Raw genomic sequence first — 16,730 nt, 5'->3', positions numbered from 1 at the left:
ATGCGGCATCCTGGAGGCTAGAACAGCACCGTGGCGAAGGTGCCAACCTGGCGGAAGCCCACCCGCTCGTACGTGGACCGTGCACGCAGGTTGAAGCCGTTGACGTAAAGGCTGGTGACAGGGGCAAGCGTTCGTGCCTTCTCCACTACGGCAGCCATGTAGCCTGCGCTCAGACCCTGTCCGCGGTAGCCCGGGTTCATCCATACACCCTGGATCTGCGTGACGTCAGCTGTCACAGCTCCCAGCTCGGCCTTGAACACAACATCGCCGGATTCGTTGACGTGCGCCAATGAGTGGCCTTCCCGGATGAGGCCTTCCACCCGACGGCTATAGAACTCCTTGCCCCCGAGGAACGGCGAATAGCCGACTTCCTCTTCGAACATGGCGGCGCAGGCAGGAAGGATCCGGTCAAAATCGGCCAGCCGGCCAAGGTCCAGGTCCTCGTTCGGCTCCACTGTCGGCGGCCCGCACAGCGTCATCAGCGGCTGTTCATCCCGCACCTCGTGGGCCGCATGCCCCAGTTCTGCAAGCTCAGCATGCAGTGCAAGGACGGCATCTGCGGGGCCGAAGGCGGAGGCGAAGCGGCGGCCGGATGTGCTTGCTGCCGCAGCGACAAGCCCGGTGAATTCCGGGTCAAGCTGGACCGGGACCAGGTTGGCGCCTGCCCAGCACGCGCCCGCCAGGATGCCGTCGTCGAAAACTCCCAAGACAGCCGCACCACCAGTGGTGGGCGCAGCCGAACCAGCCGCCCGAAGGTGCGCCAGGATAAATACATTGGCCACCGGGTCCTGCGACGCGAGGCGCCGCAGGGCAGGGGTGTCCGCACCGGCGAGGGTCCTGACGGATATCCCCGCTGGCGCGGCGTCCTCTTTATGAGACGCTAACCACGGGGCTACCCTTGACAGCATCTTCGCCATCGGCCTCCCCCATCTCTTCAGCTATGCGCATGGCCTCTTCGATCAGTGTCTCAACAATCTCGCTCTCAGGCACAGTCTTGATGACTTGGCCCTTCACAAAGATTTGGCCCTTGCCATTGCCCGACGCCACACCCAGATCGGCTTCGCGGGCTTCGCCCGGCCCGTTCACAACACAGCCCATCACTGCCACGCGTAGCGGAATTTCCATGCCTTCCAGCCCTGCAGTGACCTGCTCGGCCAGGGTGTAGACGTCCACCTGGGCGCGGCCGCATGACGGGCAGGAGACGATTTCCAGTTTGCGCGGGCGCAGGTTCAGTGACTGGAGGATCTGGTTGCCCACCTTGATTTCCTCGACGGGCGGCGCCGAGAGGGAAACCCGGATGGTGTCGCCGATGCCCTTGGCCAGGAGCGCCCCGAAGGCCGTAGCGGACTTGATGGTTCCCTGGAAGGCGGGCCCGGCTTCGGTCACGCCCAGGTGCAGGGGCCAGTCGCCCTGCTCGGCCAGCATCTCGTAGGCAGCAACCATGATGACGGGGTCGTTGTGCTTGACCGAGATCTTGAAGTCGTTGAAACCGTGCTCTTCGAACAGCGAGGCTTCCCAGACGGCCGATTCCACGAGGGCCTCGGGCGTGGCTTTGCCATATTTCTTCAGGATTCCAGGCTCGAGGGATCCGGCGTTGATGCCGATCCGGATGGAGGTCCCGTGGTCCTTCGCGGCGCGGGCGATTTCCTTAACCTGGTCATCGAACTTGCGGATATTTCCCGGGTTCACGCGCACTGCCGCGCAGCCGGCCTCAATTGCAGCGAACACGTATTTGGGCTGGAAGTGGATGTCCGCAATGACGGGGATCTGGGACTTGCGCGCGATGATGGGCAGTGCCTCCGCATCATCGGCAGAAGGGCAGGCGACGCGTACGATGTCGCAGCCGGAAGCGGTGAGTTCCGCGATCTGCTGCAGGGTGGCGTTGATGTCCGTAGTGGGCGTGGTGGTCATGGACTGCACGCTGATGGGCGAGTCCGAACCGACCCCGACGGAACCCACTTTGATCTGCCGCGTCTTGCGGCGGGGGGCGAGGACGGGCGGCGGTGCTGACGGCATTCCCAGGCTGACCGAGGTCACGTGGACTCCTTGAATAGGTGTTTCAGTAGTGAAATAGGTCCGGGAATCAGGATGCGTGTGCGGCCAGGAGGCCGATCACGGGAGTCCACTCGGTGGTTCGGATCCCGGCAATGGTGCCGGCGACGGCGAACGGATCCTGCTTGAGGAGTTCGTTCAGCTCGGTTTCGTCCTGGACCTTGAAGATCAGCAGGGCGCCTGCCCCGTCACCGTAGGGTCCGCTGGTCAGCAGTTGGCCCTCATCCGCCAGACCCGCCAGCCAGGCGCGGTGTGCGGGGCGGTGGTCATCACGGACGGCGGAGGAATCGGCGGCGTACACATACTCAACGGCAAAAACAGTCATAAGGACACCCTATCCCCAGGGGTGGGCTGCCGCCGATCCGGGCACCGGGAAGACTCACTGCAGGAACACCACCTTGATCACCGCCGCCGTTCCCGCGGCCCACAGCATGGATGTGAGCGTTCCGATGATGAACCGTTCCGCAGCCACGGGCGTCTCCTTCAATTCGGCGAACCTGCCCAGGCCCTTGATGGCCACAATGTAGGCGATGGCCACCGGCTGTCCGGTCAGGATGGCCACGCAGACGCCCAGGCGTTCCAGGACTCCGATGATTGCCCCGCCGCGCAGGATCCGCTGGGCCGGCAGCGTGGACGCCGGCTGGGGAACGTCCGACGGCGGCTGGCCGCCTCCTGCCGTCAGCTCGCCGTCGACGGTCTGCCGGGTACCGGTCCGCGGGGCTTCCGACACGGTGTCCACGGTGACATCGGCCGAAGGATCCTGGGCTGATGCGTCCGGGGCCGGCTTACTGGCCGCGTCCGCTTTGTCGTCAATGGTCCGGGCGAGCCGGAAGACCAGTGCGGTCACCGGCCAGCCTGCAAATCCGGCCACCAGCAGGGCAATTGCGATCCATAGTGCGTTCACCGGTCGCCTTCAATCTGGGAATGGGCGCACTCGAGGAGCATGGCCGCGGCAGGCCTGGCGGCCCATTCTTCCTGCCAGCCGGACCTGAGCACAGCACGGCTCACCGACTGCTCCGTGATTCCCAGTTCCTGGGCCACGTGTTTCTGGCTGCCGTGCTTCCCATCGCCGCCCTGGAGTGCGCGCAACCGGTCCACCACCCGCCACTGGGCCGGTGTGCGTTGCTGCACCAGCCGTCCGATCAGGCGAAGCACCGCCTGGGCATTTGCACTGCTCATTGCTCCTTCCTTGGCGCGGGGAGGCATCTCCCGGCCACGGCCGATACTGCCGGACACCACCGACAATGGCACCTGACCAGCCGCACCCTTGGCGAGTTCCACGGCCTTTCGCGCTGCCACAAAGCCGCTCCCGGAACCTTCCCGGGGGCTGCCACCCGGGGTGAGCTGCACGGCACCGACGCCGATCCCGACGTACCAGTGCCCGCTCCGGAGTGCGTACATGGCGATCTCCACCACATCCTCGGCATGTTCCACCACGCCCTGGAGTTCATCACCCACTGAGCGCTCAAAGGGCGCCGACGCAAGGCTGCGCAGCGCGGTGATCAGATCGGGAACGCGGTCGACGTCGGCGGTGCTGCCGCGCTGGTCGATGGTCAGTACGTACATGGTTTAACCGTACCCAGATGATCACGCATAATCAATCAAAAATAGCTGATTATTAAATATCAGCCAATAAAGGCTGATTGTTCAAAATCACCCGATGTGGTCAGGTACTGCTGCAGCAGGCCGGGATACGCTCCAGGTGATCCATCCGCCGGCAGGAGTCAGCCGAACAGGTTCACCGGCTTGACGATGTCGGCATAGATCAGGAGCGCACTCATGCCCATCAGCAACACAGCCACCACGTAGGTCACCGGGAGCAGCCTGGCAATGTCAAAGGCGCCCGGATCCGGTTTGCCGAACAGGTTGGCCACCCGCCGCCGTGCCCCTTCGTACAGCGCTCCGGCCACATGGCCGCCATCGAGCGGAAGCAGGGGGATCAGGTTGAAGACCGCGAGCGCAAAGTTCAGTCCGGCGAGCAGCCCTACCAAGGCGCCAATCCTGGACTGGAGCGGCACTTCTTCCATGGCGGCCACTTCACCGGCCACGCGCCCGACGCCCACCACGCTGATGGGGCCGTTAGGGTCCCGCTCTTCCTCACTGAAGGCCGCCTTGGCGACGCCCACCACCCTTGCGGGCAAGTTGAAGATGACGCCGGCCACTTGCTTGATGTTTTCGCCCGCCATGGGCAGGACGGACGACGCCGGCTGGGGAACCAGTTCGGTCTGCGAGCCGATGCCCAGGAATCCGACGTCCTGGTACAGGAGGGTGCCGGCGTCGTCCTTGGCTTGGCGTCCGTCCACACCGACGACAGGGCGGGCAGAGAGTACCGGAGTTACTGTGGTGGTGACAGGCGCACCGTCGCGCTCCACGGTAATGCTCACTTCCCTGCCGGCGGAGGCACGGATCCATTCGGTCATCTGGTCCCACCCGGTGACAGCTTTCCCGTCAAAGGAGGTGACCACGTCGTTGGGCAGGAGCCCGGCGGCGGCCGCGGGAGTCAGTTGGCAGTCCGGGGAATCGGGATCAACCGTTTGGCCGGCCGCCACCTGGCATTTGGAGACGTCGGCGATGGTTGTGGTGGCCGTGGCCATGCCGAAGCCCATCAGCAGCACGGCTGTCAGGACCACGCCGATCAGCAGGTTCATGGCCGGACCGCCCAGCATCACGATGATTTTCTTCCACACCGGCAGCCGGTAGAACACGCGGTTTGCGTCCTCCGGACCCACGTCCTCGTGTGCCATGGACCGGGCCTCCGTGGCCAGGGTCTGGAACATCCCGGTGCTGGAGGGGCGGACGGTTCCGTCGTCCTTGTTGGGTGGATACATGCCGATCATGGACACGTAGCCGCCCAGCGGAATAGCTTTCACTCCGTATTCAGTTTCGCCCTTCCGTTTGGACCACAGGGTGGGGCCGAAGCCGATCATGTACTTGGTGACGCGCACTTTGAACAGTTTGGCGGGCACCAGGTGGCCTACTTCGTGCAGCGCGATGGACACGGCAATGCCGATCGCCACAAAGACGACGCCGAGGATGAAAAGGAGGACGGGGCTCATGCGTTGATCTGCTGCTTCCTAGAGACTGCTGACTGCTAAACGTTCGTGGGCGCGCGTACGTGCCCAGTTTTCAGCATCCAGTACCGACTCCAGCGTCAGCCCGGAGGATCCTGAATGTTCGCTGAGGACAGCATCGATGGTGTCCACGATTTCGGTGAAGCGGATGCGCCCCGCGTGGAACGCCATGACCGCTTCCTCGTTTGCCGCATTGAAGACGGCGGGAAAGGTGCTCCCCTGCTTGGCGGCGTCCTTGGCCAGGTCCACCGCCGGGAAGGCTACGGTGTCCAGCGGTTCGAACGTCCAGCTGGTGGCCTTGGTCCAGTCGCACGGGAAGGCTGCCTTGGGGACCCTGTCCGGCCAGCCCATCCCCAGGGCAATGGGGAGGCGCATGTCCGGCGGGGAGGCCTGGGCGATGACGGACCCGTCGATGAACTGGACCATGGAATGGACCACCGATTGCGGGTGGACCACAACATCGATCCGGTCCAGCGGCACGTCGAAAAGCAGATGGGCTTCGATGAGCTCCAGGCCCTTGTTGACCAGCGTGGCTGAGTTGGTGGTGACCATCAGGCCCATGTCCCACGTGGGGTGCGCCAGGGCCTCTTTCGGCGTTACGTCGTGGAGCTGCTCCCGCGTCCGGCCCCGGAACGGCCCACCGGACGCCGTCAGGATAAGCTTTTCAAGTTCAGCCGCGGAGCCGGAGCGCAGGCATTGGGCTATCGCTGAGTGCTCAGAGTCGACCGGAACGATCTGCCCCTCAGCCGCGGCGGCCTTCACGAGCGCTCCGCCCACGATCAGCGATTCCTTGTTGGCCAGCGCCAGTGTTGCACCAGACTTCAGTGCGGCAAGAGTCGGGGCGAGCCCGATGGACCCGGTAATGGCGTTGAGTACCACGTCCGCCGCTACGGCTGCGATTCGGGCCGAGGCGTCCGGGCCGGCGATGATTTCGGGGCGATAATCCTGCCGCCCAGCGAGGCGCGCGGCCTCGGAAATCAGGTCCTGCAGCTGCCGGGGATCCCCCGCTGCGATGCCTACCGCGCCGGCACCGGTGTGGACGGCCTGGCGGGCCAGGAGCTCCAGGTTGCCGCCGCCGGCGCTGAGCGCCACGACCTCAAAAAGGTGGGGAGCGCCGTCGACGACGTCAATCGCCTGGGTGCCGATGGAACCGGTGGATCCGAGGAGGACGATTCTGCGAGGCTGCATGGGTTAAGTATCCCGCACCCGGCCCGCTGTCCGGTCAGGCTCCCGCCGACAGTTCGATGAAGCCCTTCGCCAGCGTGGACACGGCTCCGATGTAGGCGATGGCCACAACGATCCTGCGCACAGCGGCCGGTTTGACCTTGCCGGACAGCAGATCGCCTGCGATGATTCCCGCCACCATGGCGGTCAGGATGCTGAGCCACTGCCAAGCATCCAGGCCGGGAACATGTCCACCCGACAGTACGTACTTGATGGCCAGGGAAGACAGCCCGGTGGTCACGAAATAGGGCTGGAGGGTGGCGCCGAAACTCTTCTGCTCCCACCGGGTGGCAATGGCGTACGCGGTGATGGCCGGTCCGCCGACGCCCGCTGCCGCGTTCATCAGTCCGCTGGTGAAGCCGAGAGAGACCATGGGAACAGGGCCGCTGGCACGCCAAGAGCTGCGCGTCAGCCGCTGCGAGGCCAGCAGGGCGATGATGAGGAGGACGCCGATGCAGATCTCCAGCGGCGCTTCGGCCACATTGCTGGCCAGCCAGGCACCCGGCAGTACCCCGGCGAGGGCGGCGAGCGCGAGTCCGAAGTAGCGCTTCCACTCCACATGCCGCCAGACCCTGGAGAGGATCAGCAGGGATGAGGCTGCGCCGCAGAGGTTAATGATCATGACGCCGTCGAAGGGACCGAGCAGCACCACCAGGACGGGAGAGACGAGGAGGCCGAATCCGAGGCCGGCCAGCCGCTGGGCCAGAGCCCCCGCAACGACCGCAATGAGCACCAATGCAAACACCATCCGATCCTAGTGGGCGGACAGCGACGCCGGGCGTAACGTGGATTGCGTGGACTGGGTTTCCTGGTTCGGTGCGCCGGAGTACGGATTCGCCCGGCAGGTGCTGCAGCGAGGTGTGGCGGCACTGTTCTTTGTTGCGTTCCTGTCTTCCCTGAACCAGTTCCCAGCGCTGCTGGGCGAACGCGGTCTGTTGCCGGTACCGGACTATCTGGGAGGGTTCAGCGCGCGCCGGCGGCCCACGCTGTTCCGTTGGCGTTATTCGGACAGGCTGCTGCGTGGTGTCTGCGCTACCGGACTGGCAATTTCAGCCTTCCTGGTGGCCGGCATCCCCCAGCTCGGCCCGCCGTGGGTTCCGCTGATCGCGTTTCTGGCCCTGTGGCTGCTGTACATGTCGATCGTCAACGTGGGGCAGACATTTTATGGCTTCGGCTGGGAGATGCTGCTGCTGGAGGCCGGGTTCACGGTGGCGTTCCTTGGCTCGGACCAGACCGAGCCGCCGCGCACCATCCTGATCCTGCTGGCCTGGCTCGTTTTCCGGCTGGAGTTCGGCGCCGGGATGATCAAGATCCGCGGCGGCCGGGAATGGCGCGACATGACGGCCCTATACTTCCACCACGAAACCCAGCCCATGCCGGGGCCGTTGAGCCGACAGGCACATCTCCTGCCCAAATCTTTCCACCGGTTGGAGGTCCTCGGGAACCATTTCGCCCAGCTGGTGGTCCCGTTCTTCCTCTTCGCACCGCAGCCCCTGGCAAGCGCAGCCGCCGGCATCATCATCTTCACCCAGCTGTGGCTGGTGGCCAGCGGCAATTTTGCGTGGCTTAACTGGATGGCCGTTGTGCTGGCCTTCGCAGCGGTCAGCGACCCCGCGGCCCACGCCGTGTTGCCGTTCCTGCCGCTGACTGGGGATCCCCGGGTAGACGTCCGCGGCAGTCCCCTGTACTGGCTTGCCATCACTTTGCTGGCCACCTTCCTGCTGGTGGCGCTCAGCTACTGGCCGCTGCGCAACCTGCTCTCCAAAGGGCAGCTGATGAATGCCAGCTTCAACCGCTGGCAACTGGCCAACACGTACGGCGCGTTCGGCACGGTAACGAAGCACCGCGTCGAGATCGTGGTGGAGGGCACCCTGGACAAGGAACCTGGGGACTCGGCGGACTGGCGCGAATATGCGTTCAGGGGCAAACCCGGTGACGTGCGCCGACTGCCCCGGCAGTGGGCGCCATACCACCTGCGGCTGGACTGGCTGATGTGGTTCTTGCCGTTGCGCACGGTCCACGAGGAGTGGTTTTACGCATTCCTCACGAAGCTGCTGGAGGCGGACCAGCAGACGCTGCGGCTACTCCGTGCCGACCCGTTCGACGGCGATCCGCCGCGTTGGGTGCGGGTCAACAGTTACCTATACCGTTTCGCCACCAGGGCTGAGTTCCGGGAGACAGGCGAGCGCTGGGTCAGGATGCCGCTCTATGAGGACATCCCGCCGCTTTCGCTCCGCGGTTCCCGCGGGCGGCGGCGGTGATTCCGGCCCTCGCGGTTCCTGCCCGGCGGCCCTACGAGCGGATGCCTGCCCGGCGGATGGTGGCTTCCGCGTGCTTGAGGATGGGGCCATCGATCATTTTGCCGCCGTGCTGGAACACGCCGGATCCAGCGGCAGCGGCGACCCGCAGCAGTTCTGTGGCCTCGGCGACGTCGGCCTCGGACGGGGCGTAGGCGCCCCGGACAACGGCCGCCTGCGTGGGATGGATGCAGGCCTTGGAGCCGAATCCTGACGCTGCGGCATCGGCTGCCTCCAGAGCCAGCCCGTCAAGGTCCGGGATGTTGACGTACACGGCGTCCACGGCTTCTTTCCCGCAGGCCCGTGCGGCGAGCAGCACCGCGGACCGGGCGTGCAGGGCCACGGCGCGGTAGCCGCCGTCGTCCGTTCTGCTGGACGTGCCGCTGAGGGAAGCCAGGAGGTCCTCGGCGCCCCACATCAGTGCCACCACGTTGGGGGCCGCCGCGATGGCGGGCGCGTTGAGGACCCCGACGGCGGTCTCACACAGGGCGATGACGTGGTAGTCCGCCAGGGCTTCGAGCTGGGCCGCGTTCTCGGCCTTGGCCAGCATCACCGTGCGGTACGGCGTGTGGGCAAGGCAATGCAGGTCTTTCTCGAACTCGTCGGTGCCAGCCGGGTTGATCCTGACGATGGTGCGGCTGGGATCGAGCTCCGGTCCCTCCCCGGAAGCGCCCAACTGGGCCAGGATGGCGCCGCGCGCCCGCTGCTTGTCCGCGGGTGCCACGGCGTCCTCGAGGTCCACGATGACAGCGTCCGCTCGTTGGGCGGCCTTGGGGAAACGCTCGGGACGGTCGGCAGGGCAGAAGAGCAGGGCGGGACCCATCACGAATGTCATACGGACATTGTCCTCTTTTCGGGGCCCGGCACGCTCCCCTTTTCAGTTCCCGCAGGCTGCACCTGTTGCCCGGAGGACTGCGCCGTATGGGCGTCCCGGGTCCACATGAGGCAGCTCCGCGTGGCCTGGGCCACCACGGTGCCGTCCTGGTTCCTGCCGGTGTGCTGCATGCTTACGATCCCCTGCCCGGGACGCGATCCCGAGAGGCGCTTCCCGGTGATCACCGTCTCGGTGTAGAGCGTGTCCCCGTGATAGAGCGGGTGCGCGAAGGAGACGTCCGTCAGGCCCAGCTGCGCGATGATGGTGCCCTGGGTGAGCTGCGAGACGGACTGTCCCACCAGGGTGGACAGCGTGAACATCGAGTTGACCAGCCGCTGGCCGAACGGCTGGCCGGCGCTCCACGCGGCGTCCAAGTGCAGGGCCTGGGTGTTCATGGTGAGCGTGGTGAACAGGACGTTGTCCGCCTCGGTCACGGTGCGGCCGGGCCGGTGCGCGTAGACAACACCTTCTTCGAGCTCGTCAAAGTACAGGCCGCGTTGTTCGATGACCCGGGGGGCATCGGTTGTCGGGCCCGGGGCATCGGGGCGCGGAACCCCGTTCATACGGTGAGCTCCTGGTCTTCTTCGAACAGTTCGGCGCCGGTTGCCGCCGCCACATCCTCCACGGAGACGTTGGGGGCCAGTTCGCGGAGCACCAGCCGGGACCGCCCGCCTTCGGTGACCACGTCTATCACGGCGAGGTCGGTGATGATCCGGTCCACGCAGGCCTTGCCGGTCAGCGGCAGCGAGCAGTTCTCCACGATTTTGGGGTAGCCGTTGCGGTCCACGTGTTCCATCATCACGATCACCTTCTTGGCACCGAACACCAGGTCCATGGCCCCGCCCATGCCTTTGACCATCTTGCCCGGGATCATCCAGTTGGCCAGGTCCCCGTTCTGGGCCACTTCCATGGCACCGAGCACGGCGACGTCCACATGCCCGCCGCGGATCATGCCGAACGAGGAGGCGGAATCGAAGAACGCGGCTCCCTTGTTGACCGTGACGGTTTCCTTGCCGGCGTTGATAAGGTCCGGATCCACCGCGTCCTCGCTGGGGTACGGTCCCACGCCCAGGATCCCGTTCTCCGAGTGCAGCACCACCTCGACGCCTGCCGGGATGTAGTTGGGAATGAGCGTGGGCATGCCGATGCCCAGGTTGACGTACTGCCCGTTACTGAGTTCCCGGGCCACCCGGGCGGCCAGTTCGTTGCGCGTCCACCCTTTGGCCTCCGGATTGGTGCCTTCGGGATGGTCGACTGCGGCACGCCGGTATTCGGGCCGGACGGCTTCGGGGCGGGGAGGCGCTCCCTGCGTACTGCTGGACTCCATGGCTACGCTCCTGCCTGTTCGGTGGTGCTCTCGGTTCCGGCAGCCTGGGCAAGGGCGACGGTCCGCTTTTCGATCCGCTTCTCACCGGCGGGCACCACCACCACCCGCTGGACGAAGATGCCTGGCGTGTGGACGTGCTCCGGGTCCAGATCGCCCGGTTCCACCAGCTCCTCCACCTCGGCGATGGTGATTTTTCCCGCCATGGCGCAGAGCGGGTTGAAGTTCATGGCGGTGGCGTGGAAAACCAGGTTGCCGTGGCGGTCACCTTTCCACGCGTGGACCAGTCCGAAGTCGGGTGTCAGGGATTCCTCCAGGACGTAGTCCACATCGTTGAAAGTCCGCACTTCCTTGGGGGAAGAGGCGATGGCGATGCCGCCGTCGGCATCGTACTTCTGCGGCAGGCCGCCGTCGGAAACCTGCGTGCCGACCCCGGCCTTGGTGTAGAAGGCGGGGATCCCGGCGCCGCCGGCCCGGAGCTTTTCCGCCAGCGTTCCCTGCGGGGTGAGGACCACCTCAAGCTCGCCGGAGAGGTACTGGCGCGCGAACTCCTTGTTCTCGCCGACGTAGGAACTGACGGTCCGCCGGATCCTGCCGTCACGGAGCAGTACGCCCAGCCCCCAGCCGTCCACGCCGCAGTTGTTGCTGACGGTTTCGAGGTCCTTGGTGCCGTGCCGGTGCAGGGCATCGATCAGTGCCACCGGGATTCCGCAGAGGCCGAACCCTCCCACCGCGAGCGACGCGCCGTCGGGAATGTCCGCAATGGCTTCCTCGGCGCTGGCAACAACCTTGTTGATCATCGTTGGTCCTTTCAAGGGTCTCGACAGGCTCGACCACCGCGTAGCAGGCTCGACCACCGCGTGGCATTCCCGACCAGCGGGCTTGTTACAGTCCGAGTTCGCGGGCGATCAGCATCAGCTGGACCTCCGTGGTGCCCTCCCCCACTTCAAGGATCTTGGAGTCGCGGTAGTGGCGTGCCACGGTGAATTCGTTGATGAAGCCATAGCCGCCGAATACCTGGGTGGCATCCCGCGCATTGTCCATGGCCGCCTCGCCTGCGACCATCTTAGCGATGGCCGCCTGCGTCTTGAACGGCTTCCCCGCCAGCATCCTCGACGCGGCGTCGTAGTACGCCAGGCGGGCTGTATGGGCCCGGGCCTGCATGCGGGCGATCTTGAACGAGATGGCCTGGTATTTGCCGATGTGATGGCCAAACGCGCTGCGTTCCTTGGCGTACTTCACCGACAGGTCAACACAGCCCTGCGCAGCCCCCGTCGCCAAAGCCGCGATGGCGATCCGGCCCTCGTCCAGGATGGAAAGGAAGTTCGCGTAACCCCGCCCCTCCGCACCGAGCAGGTTCGCTTCCGGCACCCGGACGTCCTTGAGCGTCAGCGGGTGCGTGTCCGAGGCGTTCCAGCCCACTTTGTTGTAGGCCTTCTCCGCCCTGAAACCCGGAGTCGTGGTGGGCACCAGGATGGTGGAAATCTGCTTCTTGAGGCTGCCATCCTTGCGTTCCTTCTGGCCGGTCACCGCGGTGACCGTGACCAGGCGCGTGATGTCGGTCCCGGAGTTGGTGATGAATTCCTTGTTGCCGTTGATCACCCAGTCACCGTTCTCACGATGGGCGTGGGTTTTGGTCCCACCGGCGTCTGAGCCTGCTTCCGGCTCCGTGAGTCCGAACCCGGCGAGCGCCTTGCCGGAGGCCAGCAGCGGGAGCCACTCCTCCTTCTGGGCCTCGGTGCCGAACCGGTACACCGGCATTGCGCCGAGGCAGACGCCTGCTTCCAGCGTGATGGCCACGGACTGGTCCACCCGGCCCAGCTGTTCGAGGGCGAGCGCCAGGGCGAAGTAGTCCCCGCCCATCCCGCCGTGCTCTTCCGGGAACGGCAGCCCGAAGAGGCCCATGTCCGCCATCTGGGACACCACCTCGTACGGGAAGCTGTGCTCTTCGTCATGCTTGGCCGAGACCGGCGCCACCACGGTGTCCGCAAAATCCCGGACGGTGTCGCTGAGGTCCTGGTATTCCTCGCTGAGCTCAAAATCTGCCATGGCTAGGCTCCCTTGCCTGTGTTGTTGGAATCCTTGTTCGACTCCGTGTTGGAATCCTGAAGTGAATCCGCGTCTGGATCGGTGGTTGACGGGTGGATGGTGGCCAGCACCTGGTCCGCTTTGACCGGCTGACCGGCCTTGACGCTGAGGTGGACCGTGCCGGCCACCTCTGCCACCAGCTGGTGTTCCATCTTCATCGCTTCGACGGAGAGAAGAACCTGGCCGGCTTCCACGGAGTCGCCGTTGTTGACGGCAACGGACACCACGGTGCCGGGCATCGGCGAGCGCACCTCCGGGTCCGCGGTGCCTTCCTCGCGCTCGACGGCGGCGAGCACCCGGACCAGCCGTGACTCCCGCGTCAGCACCTCCAGCCGGCAGGACCAGCCTCCGTTGCCGAGGAACAGTTCCGCGGGACCGCCTGAGGCCCGGTTATCCGGGGTGAGGCTGACCGGGCCCGCGTCCGCCGGCGCCAGCGCATACTCCGTGGATTCGCCGTCCAGGGTAAGGACCAGGCTCCCGCGGCCCGGCAGTCGCAGCGAAGCTGTCCGCCAGGGCCCGTCACCGACACAGACCTGGACCGGGCCGGCGGCCACGCGGCCTATAACACTCACTGTTGCGATACCGCCGTCGGGTGTTCCCAGGCTGATCCGCCGGGGCGCCGGCGCGCCGATCCGCCAGCCGTTGCTGGCCTGCCAGGGACCGGGGGGCGTCCCCGTGCTGTCCTGTTCCCCGCTCACGACGGCGGACAGGGCGGCCGCGACCTTTTCGGCGTCGTCAACCCGCCGGAAGGCGAAGTCGGGCATCTTGCGCTCGATCAGGCCGGTGTCGAGATGTCCGGCGCGGACGTCGTCGTCGTTGATCAGCAGCCTCAGGTACTCAACATTCGTGTCGATGCCAAGGGCTGTGTAGCCGGCGAGTGCCGCGTCCAGTGTGTCCAGGGCAACGGTGCGCTCCGGGCCCCACGCGATGACTTTGGAGATCATCGGATCGTAGCTGGAGGAGATCTCGAGCCCCTCGAGCAGGGCCGAATCCACCCGGATCGTGCCGGCTCCGTGATCGGGCATTTCGTCCAGCAGGAGCACGGTCCCGGTGGACGGCATGAAGTTCCGCTCCGGGATTTCCGCGTAGACGCGGGCTTCGACGGCGTGCCCGTTAAGTTCGACGTCGTCCTGGCGGACGGTCAGTTCCTCACCGGCGGCGATGCGGACCTGCCATTCGACCAGGTCTACGCCGGTGACCATTTCGGTCACCGGGTGCTCCACCTGGAGGCGGGTATTCATCTCCATAAAGAAGAACTCGTCAGGGGCCTCGTCGGAGACCAGAAACTCCACAGTTCCCGCGCCACTGTAGTGGACGCTGCGGGCCGCCTGGCAGGCGGCCTCGCCGATCCGAGCCCGGGTGGCCCCGCCGTCGTGCAATGACTCCAGCAGCGGCGACGGCGCTTCCTCAATCACTTTCTGGTGGCGGCGCTGCAGCGAGCACTCCCGCTCCCCCAGATGGATCACGTTGCCGTGGTTGTCGGCCAGGACCTGGACCTCGATGTGCCGGGGCATGCGGACCAGCCGCTCCAGGAACAGCGTGTCATCGCCGAAGGCGCTCGCGGCGACGCGGCGGGCGGTTTCCAAGGTGGCGGGCAGGTCCGCGGCCCGTTCCACGATGTGCATGCCTTTGCCGCCGCCGCCCGCTGACGGTTTGATGAGCAACGGGAATCCGACGGCGTCCGCGGACTCGATCAGCTGCGCGTCAGTCATGCCCGGTTCGGCGATGCCCGGCACCACCGGGACACCGTAGCCGGCCACGTGGTTCTTGGATCGGATCTTGTCGCCCATGACGTTCAAGGATTCCACGCCAGGGCCGATGAAAGTGAGGCCGGCGGATTCAAGGGCGCGGGCAAAATCGACGTTCTCGCTGAGGAAGCCATAGCCGGGGTGCACAGCCTCGGCGCCGGTGTCGCGGCAGGCCTGGATGATCGCCGCAATCTTGAGGTAGCTCTCTGCAGCGGCGTCGGGGCCGATCCGCACGGCAGTGTCAGCCTCGTGCACGTGCCGGGCCCCGGCATCGGCGTCGCTATAGACGGCCACGGAACGGATGCCCAGTGCTCGCAGGGTGCGGATCACGCGGCAGGCGATCTCCCCACGGTTGGCGACCAGCACGGTGTTGAACAGCGGCTTCTGCGGAGTGGTGGAACGAATGTCGGGCGAGGAAACGGTCATGGCTGACTCACATCCGGAAAAGGCCGAAGGAGGTCTCCGGCAGCGGGGCGCGGGAGACGACGTCGAGCGCCAGTCCCAGGACGGTGCGGGTGTCCGCGGGGTCAATCACGCCGTCGTCCCAAAGGCGGGCGGTGGAATAGTAAGGGCTGCCCTGATCTTCATACTGCTGTTTGATCGGGGCTTTAAAGGCTTCCTCGTCCTCAGCGGACCATTCCCGGCCCGCCGCTTCGTACTGGTCGCGCTTGACCGTGGCCAGGACGCCGGAGGCCTGGTTGCCGCCCATGACGGAGATGCGGGACGCCGGCCACATCCACAGGAAGCGCGGTGAGTAGGCCCGCCCGCACATGGAGTAGTTGCCCGCGCCGAAGGACCCTCCGATGACGACGGTCAGTTTGGGAACCCTGGCGGTGGCCACTGCGGTAACCATTTTGGCGCCGTTCTTGGCGATGCCGCCCTGTTCCGAGTCCTTGCCCACCATGAACCCGGAAATATTCTGCAGGAAAATGAGCGGAATGCCGCGCTGATCGCAGAGCTCGATGAAGTGTGCGCCCTTGAGCGAGGACTCGCTGAAGAGCACGCCGTTGTTGGCCACGATCCCCACCGGGTGCCCGTGCAGCCTGGCGAACCCCGTGACCAGCGTGGTGCCGTACTCCTTCTTGAACTCGTGGAACCTGCTGCCGTCCACCAGCCGGGCAACGACCTCGTGCACGTCGTACTGCGCGTTGACGTCCGTAGGGACGGCGCCGTACAACTCTTCCGGATCCGCCAGAGGCTCGACGGCGGTGTCCACATCCCACGCGGGAGCCGCCGGCCTCGGCAGGGTGGCCACGATGTCGCGGACGATCTGCAGTGCGTGTTCGTCGTTCTCGGCGAGATGGTCCGTGACCCCCGAGATCCTCGAGTGCACGTCACCGCCGCCCAGTTCCTCCGCGGTGACGATCTCGCCGATGGCGGCCTTTACCAGCGGCGGACCGCCCAGGAAGATGGTGCCCTGGTTCCGCACGATCACCGTCTCATCGCTCATCGCCGGAACGTAAGCGCCGCCCGCCGTGCAGGAACCCATTACCGAGGCGATCTGCGGGATCTTCGCGGCAGACATTTTCGCCTGGTTGAAGAAGATCCGGCCGAAGTGCTCCTTGTCCGGGAAGACTTCGTCCTGCTTCGGAAGGAAGGCCCCGCCCGAATCCACCAGGTAGATGCACGGCAGCCGGTTCTCCAGCGCAATCTCCTGGGCACGGAGGTGCTTCTTCACCGTCATCGGATAGTAGGTGCCGCCTTTGACCGTGGCGTCATTGGAAATCACCAGGACCTGGCGGCCGTGCACCATCCCGATCCCGGCAATGACCCCGGCACCCGGCGACTCGTTGTTGTACATGCCGTTGGCTGCCAGCGGCGCAATCTCCAGGAACGGGCTGCCGTCATCCAGCAGCCGGTCGATGCGTTCCCGGGGCAGCAGCTTGCCGCGGCCCACATGGCGCTCCCGCGACTTCTCCGGCCCTCCCAACGCGGCGTCAGCCAGCTTGGTACGGAGCTCGGCGGCCAGCGCGAGCTGCGCAGTGTTGTTTGCAGCAAACACTTCACTTGCGGCATCAAGCCGGCTGGCAAGGGTCTCCATCGACGGTGTCC

The 16,730-nt window shown here is 65.8% G+C and carries 16 protein-coding genes; 1 reads left to right on the top strand and 15 read right to left on the bottom strand.

Going from position 1 to position 16,730, the window contains the following annotated elements; genetic code table 11:
• Positions 1 to 17 precede the first annotated feature (17 nt).
• From ACQCS0_RS08235 to ACQCS0_RS08200, 8 genes are all read right to left on the bottom strand, one after another.
• A complete protein-coding gene (locus ACQCS0_RS08235; RefSeq protein ID WP_354156094.1) occupies positions 18 to 908 on the bottom strand; it encodes a GNAT family N-acetyltransferase in 891 nt (296 codons plus the stop codon).
• Complete coding sequence (ispG, locus tag ACQCS0_RS08230; protein WP_104063099.1) at positions 871 to 2,037, bottom strand: flavodoxin-dependent (E)-4-hydroxy-3-methylbut-2-enyl-diphosphate synthase; 1,167 nt, start codon at positions 2,035 to 2,037, stop codon at positions 871 to 873. Before ispG ends, ACQCS0_RS08235 begins: the two co-directional genes overlap by 38 nt.
• A gap of 46 nt (positions 2,038 to 2,083) precedes the next feature.
• Entirely contained in the window at positions 2,084 to 2,377 is a 294-nt protein-coding gene (locus ACQCS0_RS08225; RefSeq protein WP_354156058.1) for a YciI family protein, read from the bottom strand.
• A 54-nt stretch (positions 2,378 to 2,431) separates the two neighbouring features.
• Positions 2,432 to 2,956, bottom strand: coding sequence for a hypothetical protein (locus ACQCS0_RS08220; RefSeq protein WP_354156057.1), 525 nt, complete (start codon positions 2,954 to 2,956; stop codon positions 2,432 to 2,434).
• Positions 2,953 to 3,618, bottom strand: a complete 666-nt coding sequence (locus ACQCS0_RS08215) for a MarR family transcriptional regulator (protein WP_354156056.1) — start codon at positions 3,616 to 3,618, stop codon at positions 2,953 to 2,955. Before ACQCS0_RS08215 ends, ACQCS0_RS08220 begins: the two co-directional genes overlap by 4 nt.
• Positions 3,619 to 3,776: 158 nt before the next feature.
• Positions 3,777 to 5,108, bottom strand: coding sequence for a site-2 protease family protein (locus ACQCS0_RS08210; RefSeq protein ID WP_354156055.1), 1,332 nt, complete (start codon positions 5,106 to 5,108; stop codon positions 3,777 to 3,779).
• Positions 5,109 to 5,126: 18 nt separating this feature from the next.
• A complete protein-coding gene (gene dxr / locus ACQCS0_RS08205; protein ID WP_354156054.1) occupies positions 5,127 to 6,311 on the bottom strand; it encodes a 1-deoxy-D-xylulose-5-phosphate reductoisomerase in 1,185 nt (394 codons plus the stop codon).
• Positions 6,312 to 6,345: 34 nt separating this feature from the next.
• Positions 6,346 to 7,095 (bottom strand): sulfite exporter TauE/SafE family protein, encoded by a 750-nt coding sequence (locus tag ACQCS0_RS08200; protein WP_354156053.1) that lies wholly within the window; start codon positions 7,093 to 7,095, stop codon positions 6,346 to 6,348.
• A 46-nt stretch (positions 7,096 to 7,141) separates the two neighbouring features.
• Between ACQCS0_RS08200 and ACQCS0_RS08195 the strand changes: the two genes are divergently transcribed.
• Positions 7,142 to 8,608, top strand: a complete 1,467-nt coding sequence (locus ACQCS0_RS08195; RefSeq protein ID WP_354156052.1) for a lipase maturation factor family protein — start codon at positions 7,142 to 7,144, stop codon at positions 8,606 to 8,608.
• A 31-nt stretch (positions 8,609 to 8,639) separates the two neighbouring features.
• On the opposite strand, the gene ACQCS0_RS08190 is transcribed toward ACQCS0_RS08195, so the two are convergent.
• From ACQCS0_RS08190 to ACQCS0_RS08160, 7 genes are all read right to left on the bottom strand, one after another.
• The gene (locus ACQCS0_RS08190) at positions 8,640 to 9,479 is read right to left on the bottom strand and encodes a CoA ester lyase (RefSeq protein WP_354156051.1); all 840 of its coding nucleotides are present in this window, start codon (positions 9,477 to 9,479) and stop codon (positions 8,640 to 8,642) included.
• Positions 9,476 to 10,081: a MaoC family dehydratase gene (locus ACQCS0_RS08185; RefSeq protein WP_354156050.1), complete on the bottom strand. Its 606-nt coding sequence runs from the start codon at positions 10,079 to 10,081 to the stop codon at positions 9,476 to 9,478. The genes ACQCS0_RS08190 and ACQCS0_RS08185 overlap by 4 nt, the downstream gene beginning before the upstream one ends.
• A complete protein-coding gene (locus tag ACQCS0_RS08180) occupies positions 10,078 to 10,845 on the bottom strand; it encodes a CoA transferase subunit B (protein WP_354156049.1) in 768 nt (255 codons plus the stop codon). Before ACQCS0_RS08180 ends, ACQCS0_RS08185 begins: the two co-directional genes overlap by 4 nt.
• Positions 10,846 to 10,847: 2 nt before the next feature.
• Entirely contained in the window at positions 10,848 to 11,642 is a 795-nt protein-coding gene (locus tag ACQCS0_RS08175; RefSeq protein WP_354156048.1) for a CoA transferase subunit A, read from the bottom strand.
• An 85-nt stretch (positions 11,643 to 11,727) separates the two neighbouring features.
• The gene (locus ACQCS0_RS08170) at positions 11,728 to 12,891 is read right to left on the bottom strand and encodes an acyl-CoA dehydrogenase family protein (protein ID WP_354156047.1); all 1,164 of its coding nucleotides are present in this window, start codon (positions 12,889 to 12,891) and stop codon (positions 11,728 to 11,730) included.
• Positions 12,892 to 12,893: 2 nt separating this feature from the next.
• Positions 12,894 to 15,104, bottom strand: coding sequence for a biotin carboxylase N-terminal domain-containing protein (locus ACQCS0_RS08165; RefSeq protein WP_354156046.1), 2,211 nt, complete (start codon positions 15,102 to 15,104; stop codon positions 12,894 to 12,896).
• Between the two features lie 7 nt (positions 15,105 to 15,111).
• Complete coding sequence (locus ACQCS0_RS08160; RefSeq protein ID WP_354156045.1) at positions 15,112 to 16,719, bottom strand: carboxyl transferase domain-containing protein; 1,608 nt, start codon at positions 16,717 to 16,719, stop codon at positions 15,112 to 15,114.
• Between the last annotated feature and the right edge of the window lie 11 nt (positions 16,720 to 16,730).

Source organism: Pseudarthrobacter sp. S6 (assembly GCF_050156575.1).
Classification (GTDB): domain Bacteria; phylum Actinomycetota; class Actinomycetes; order Actinomycetales; family Micrococcaceae; genus Arthrobacter.
This window is presented reverse-complemented; position numbering and strand designations above follow the sequence as displayed.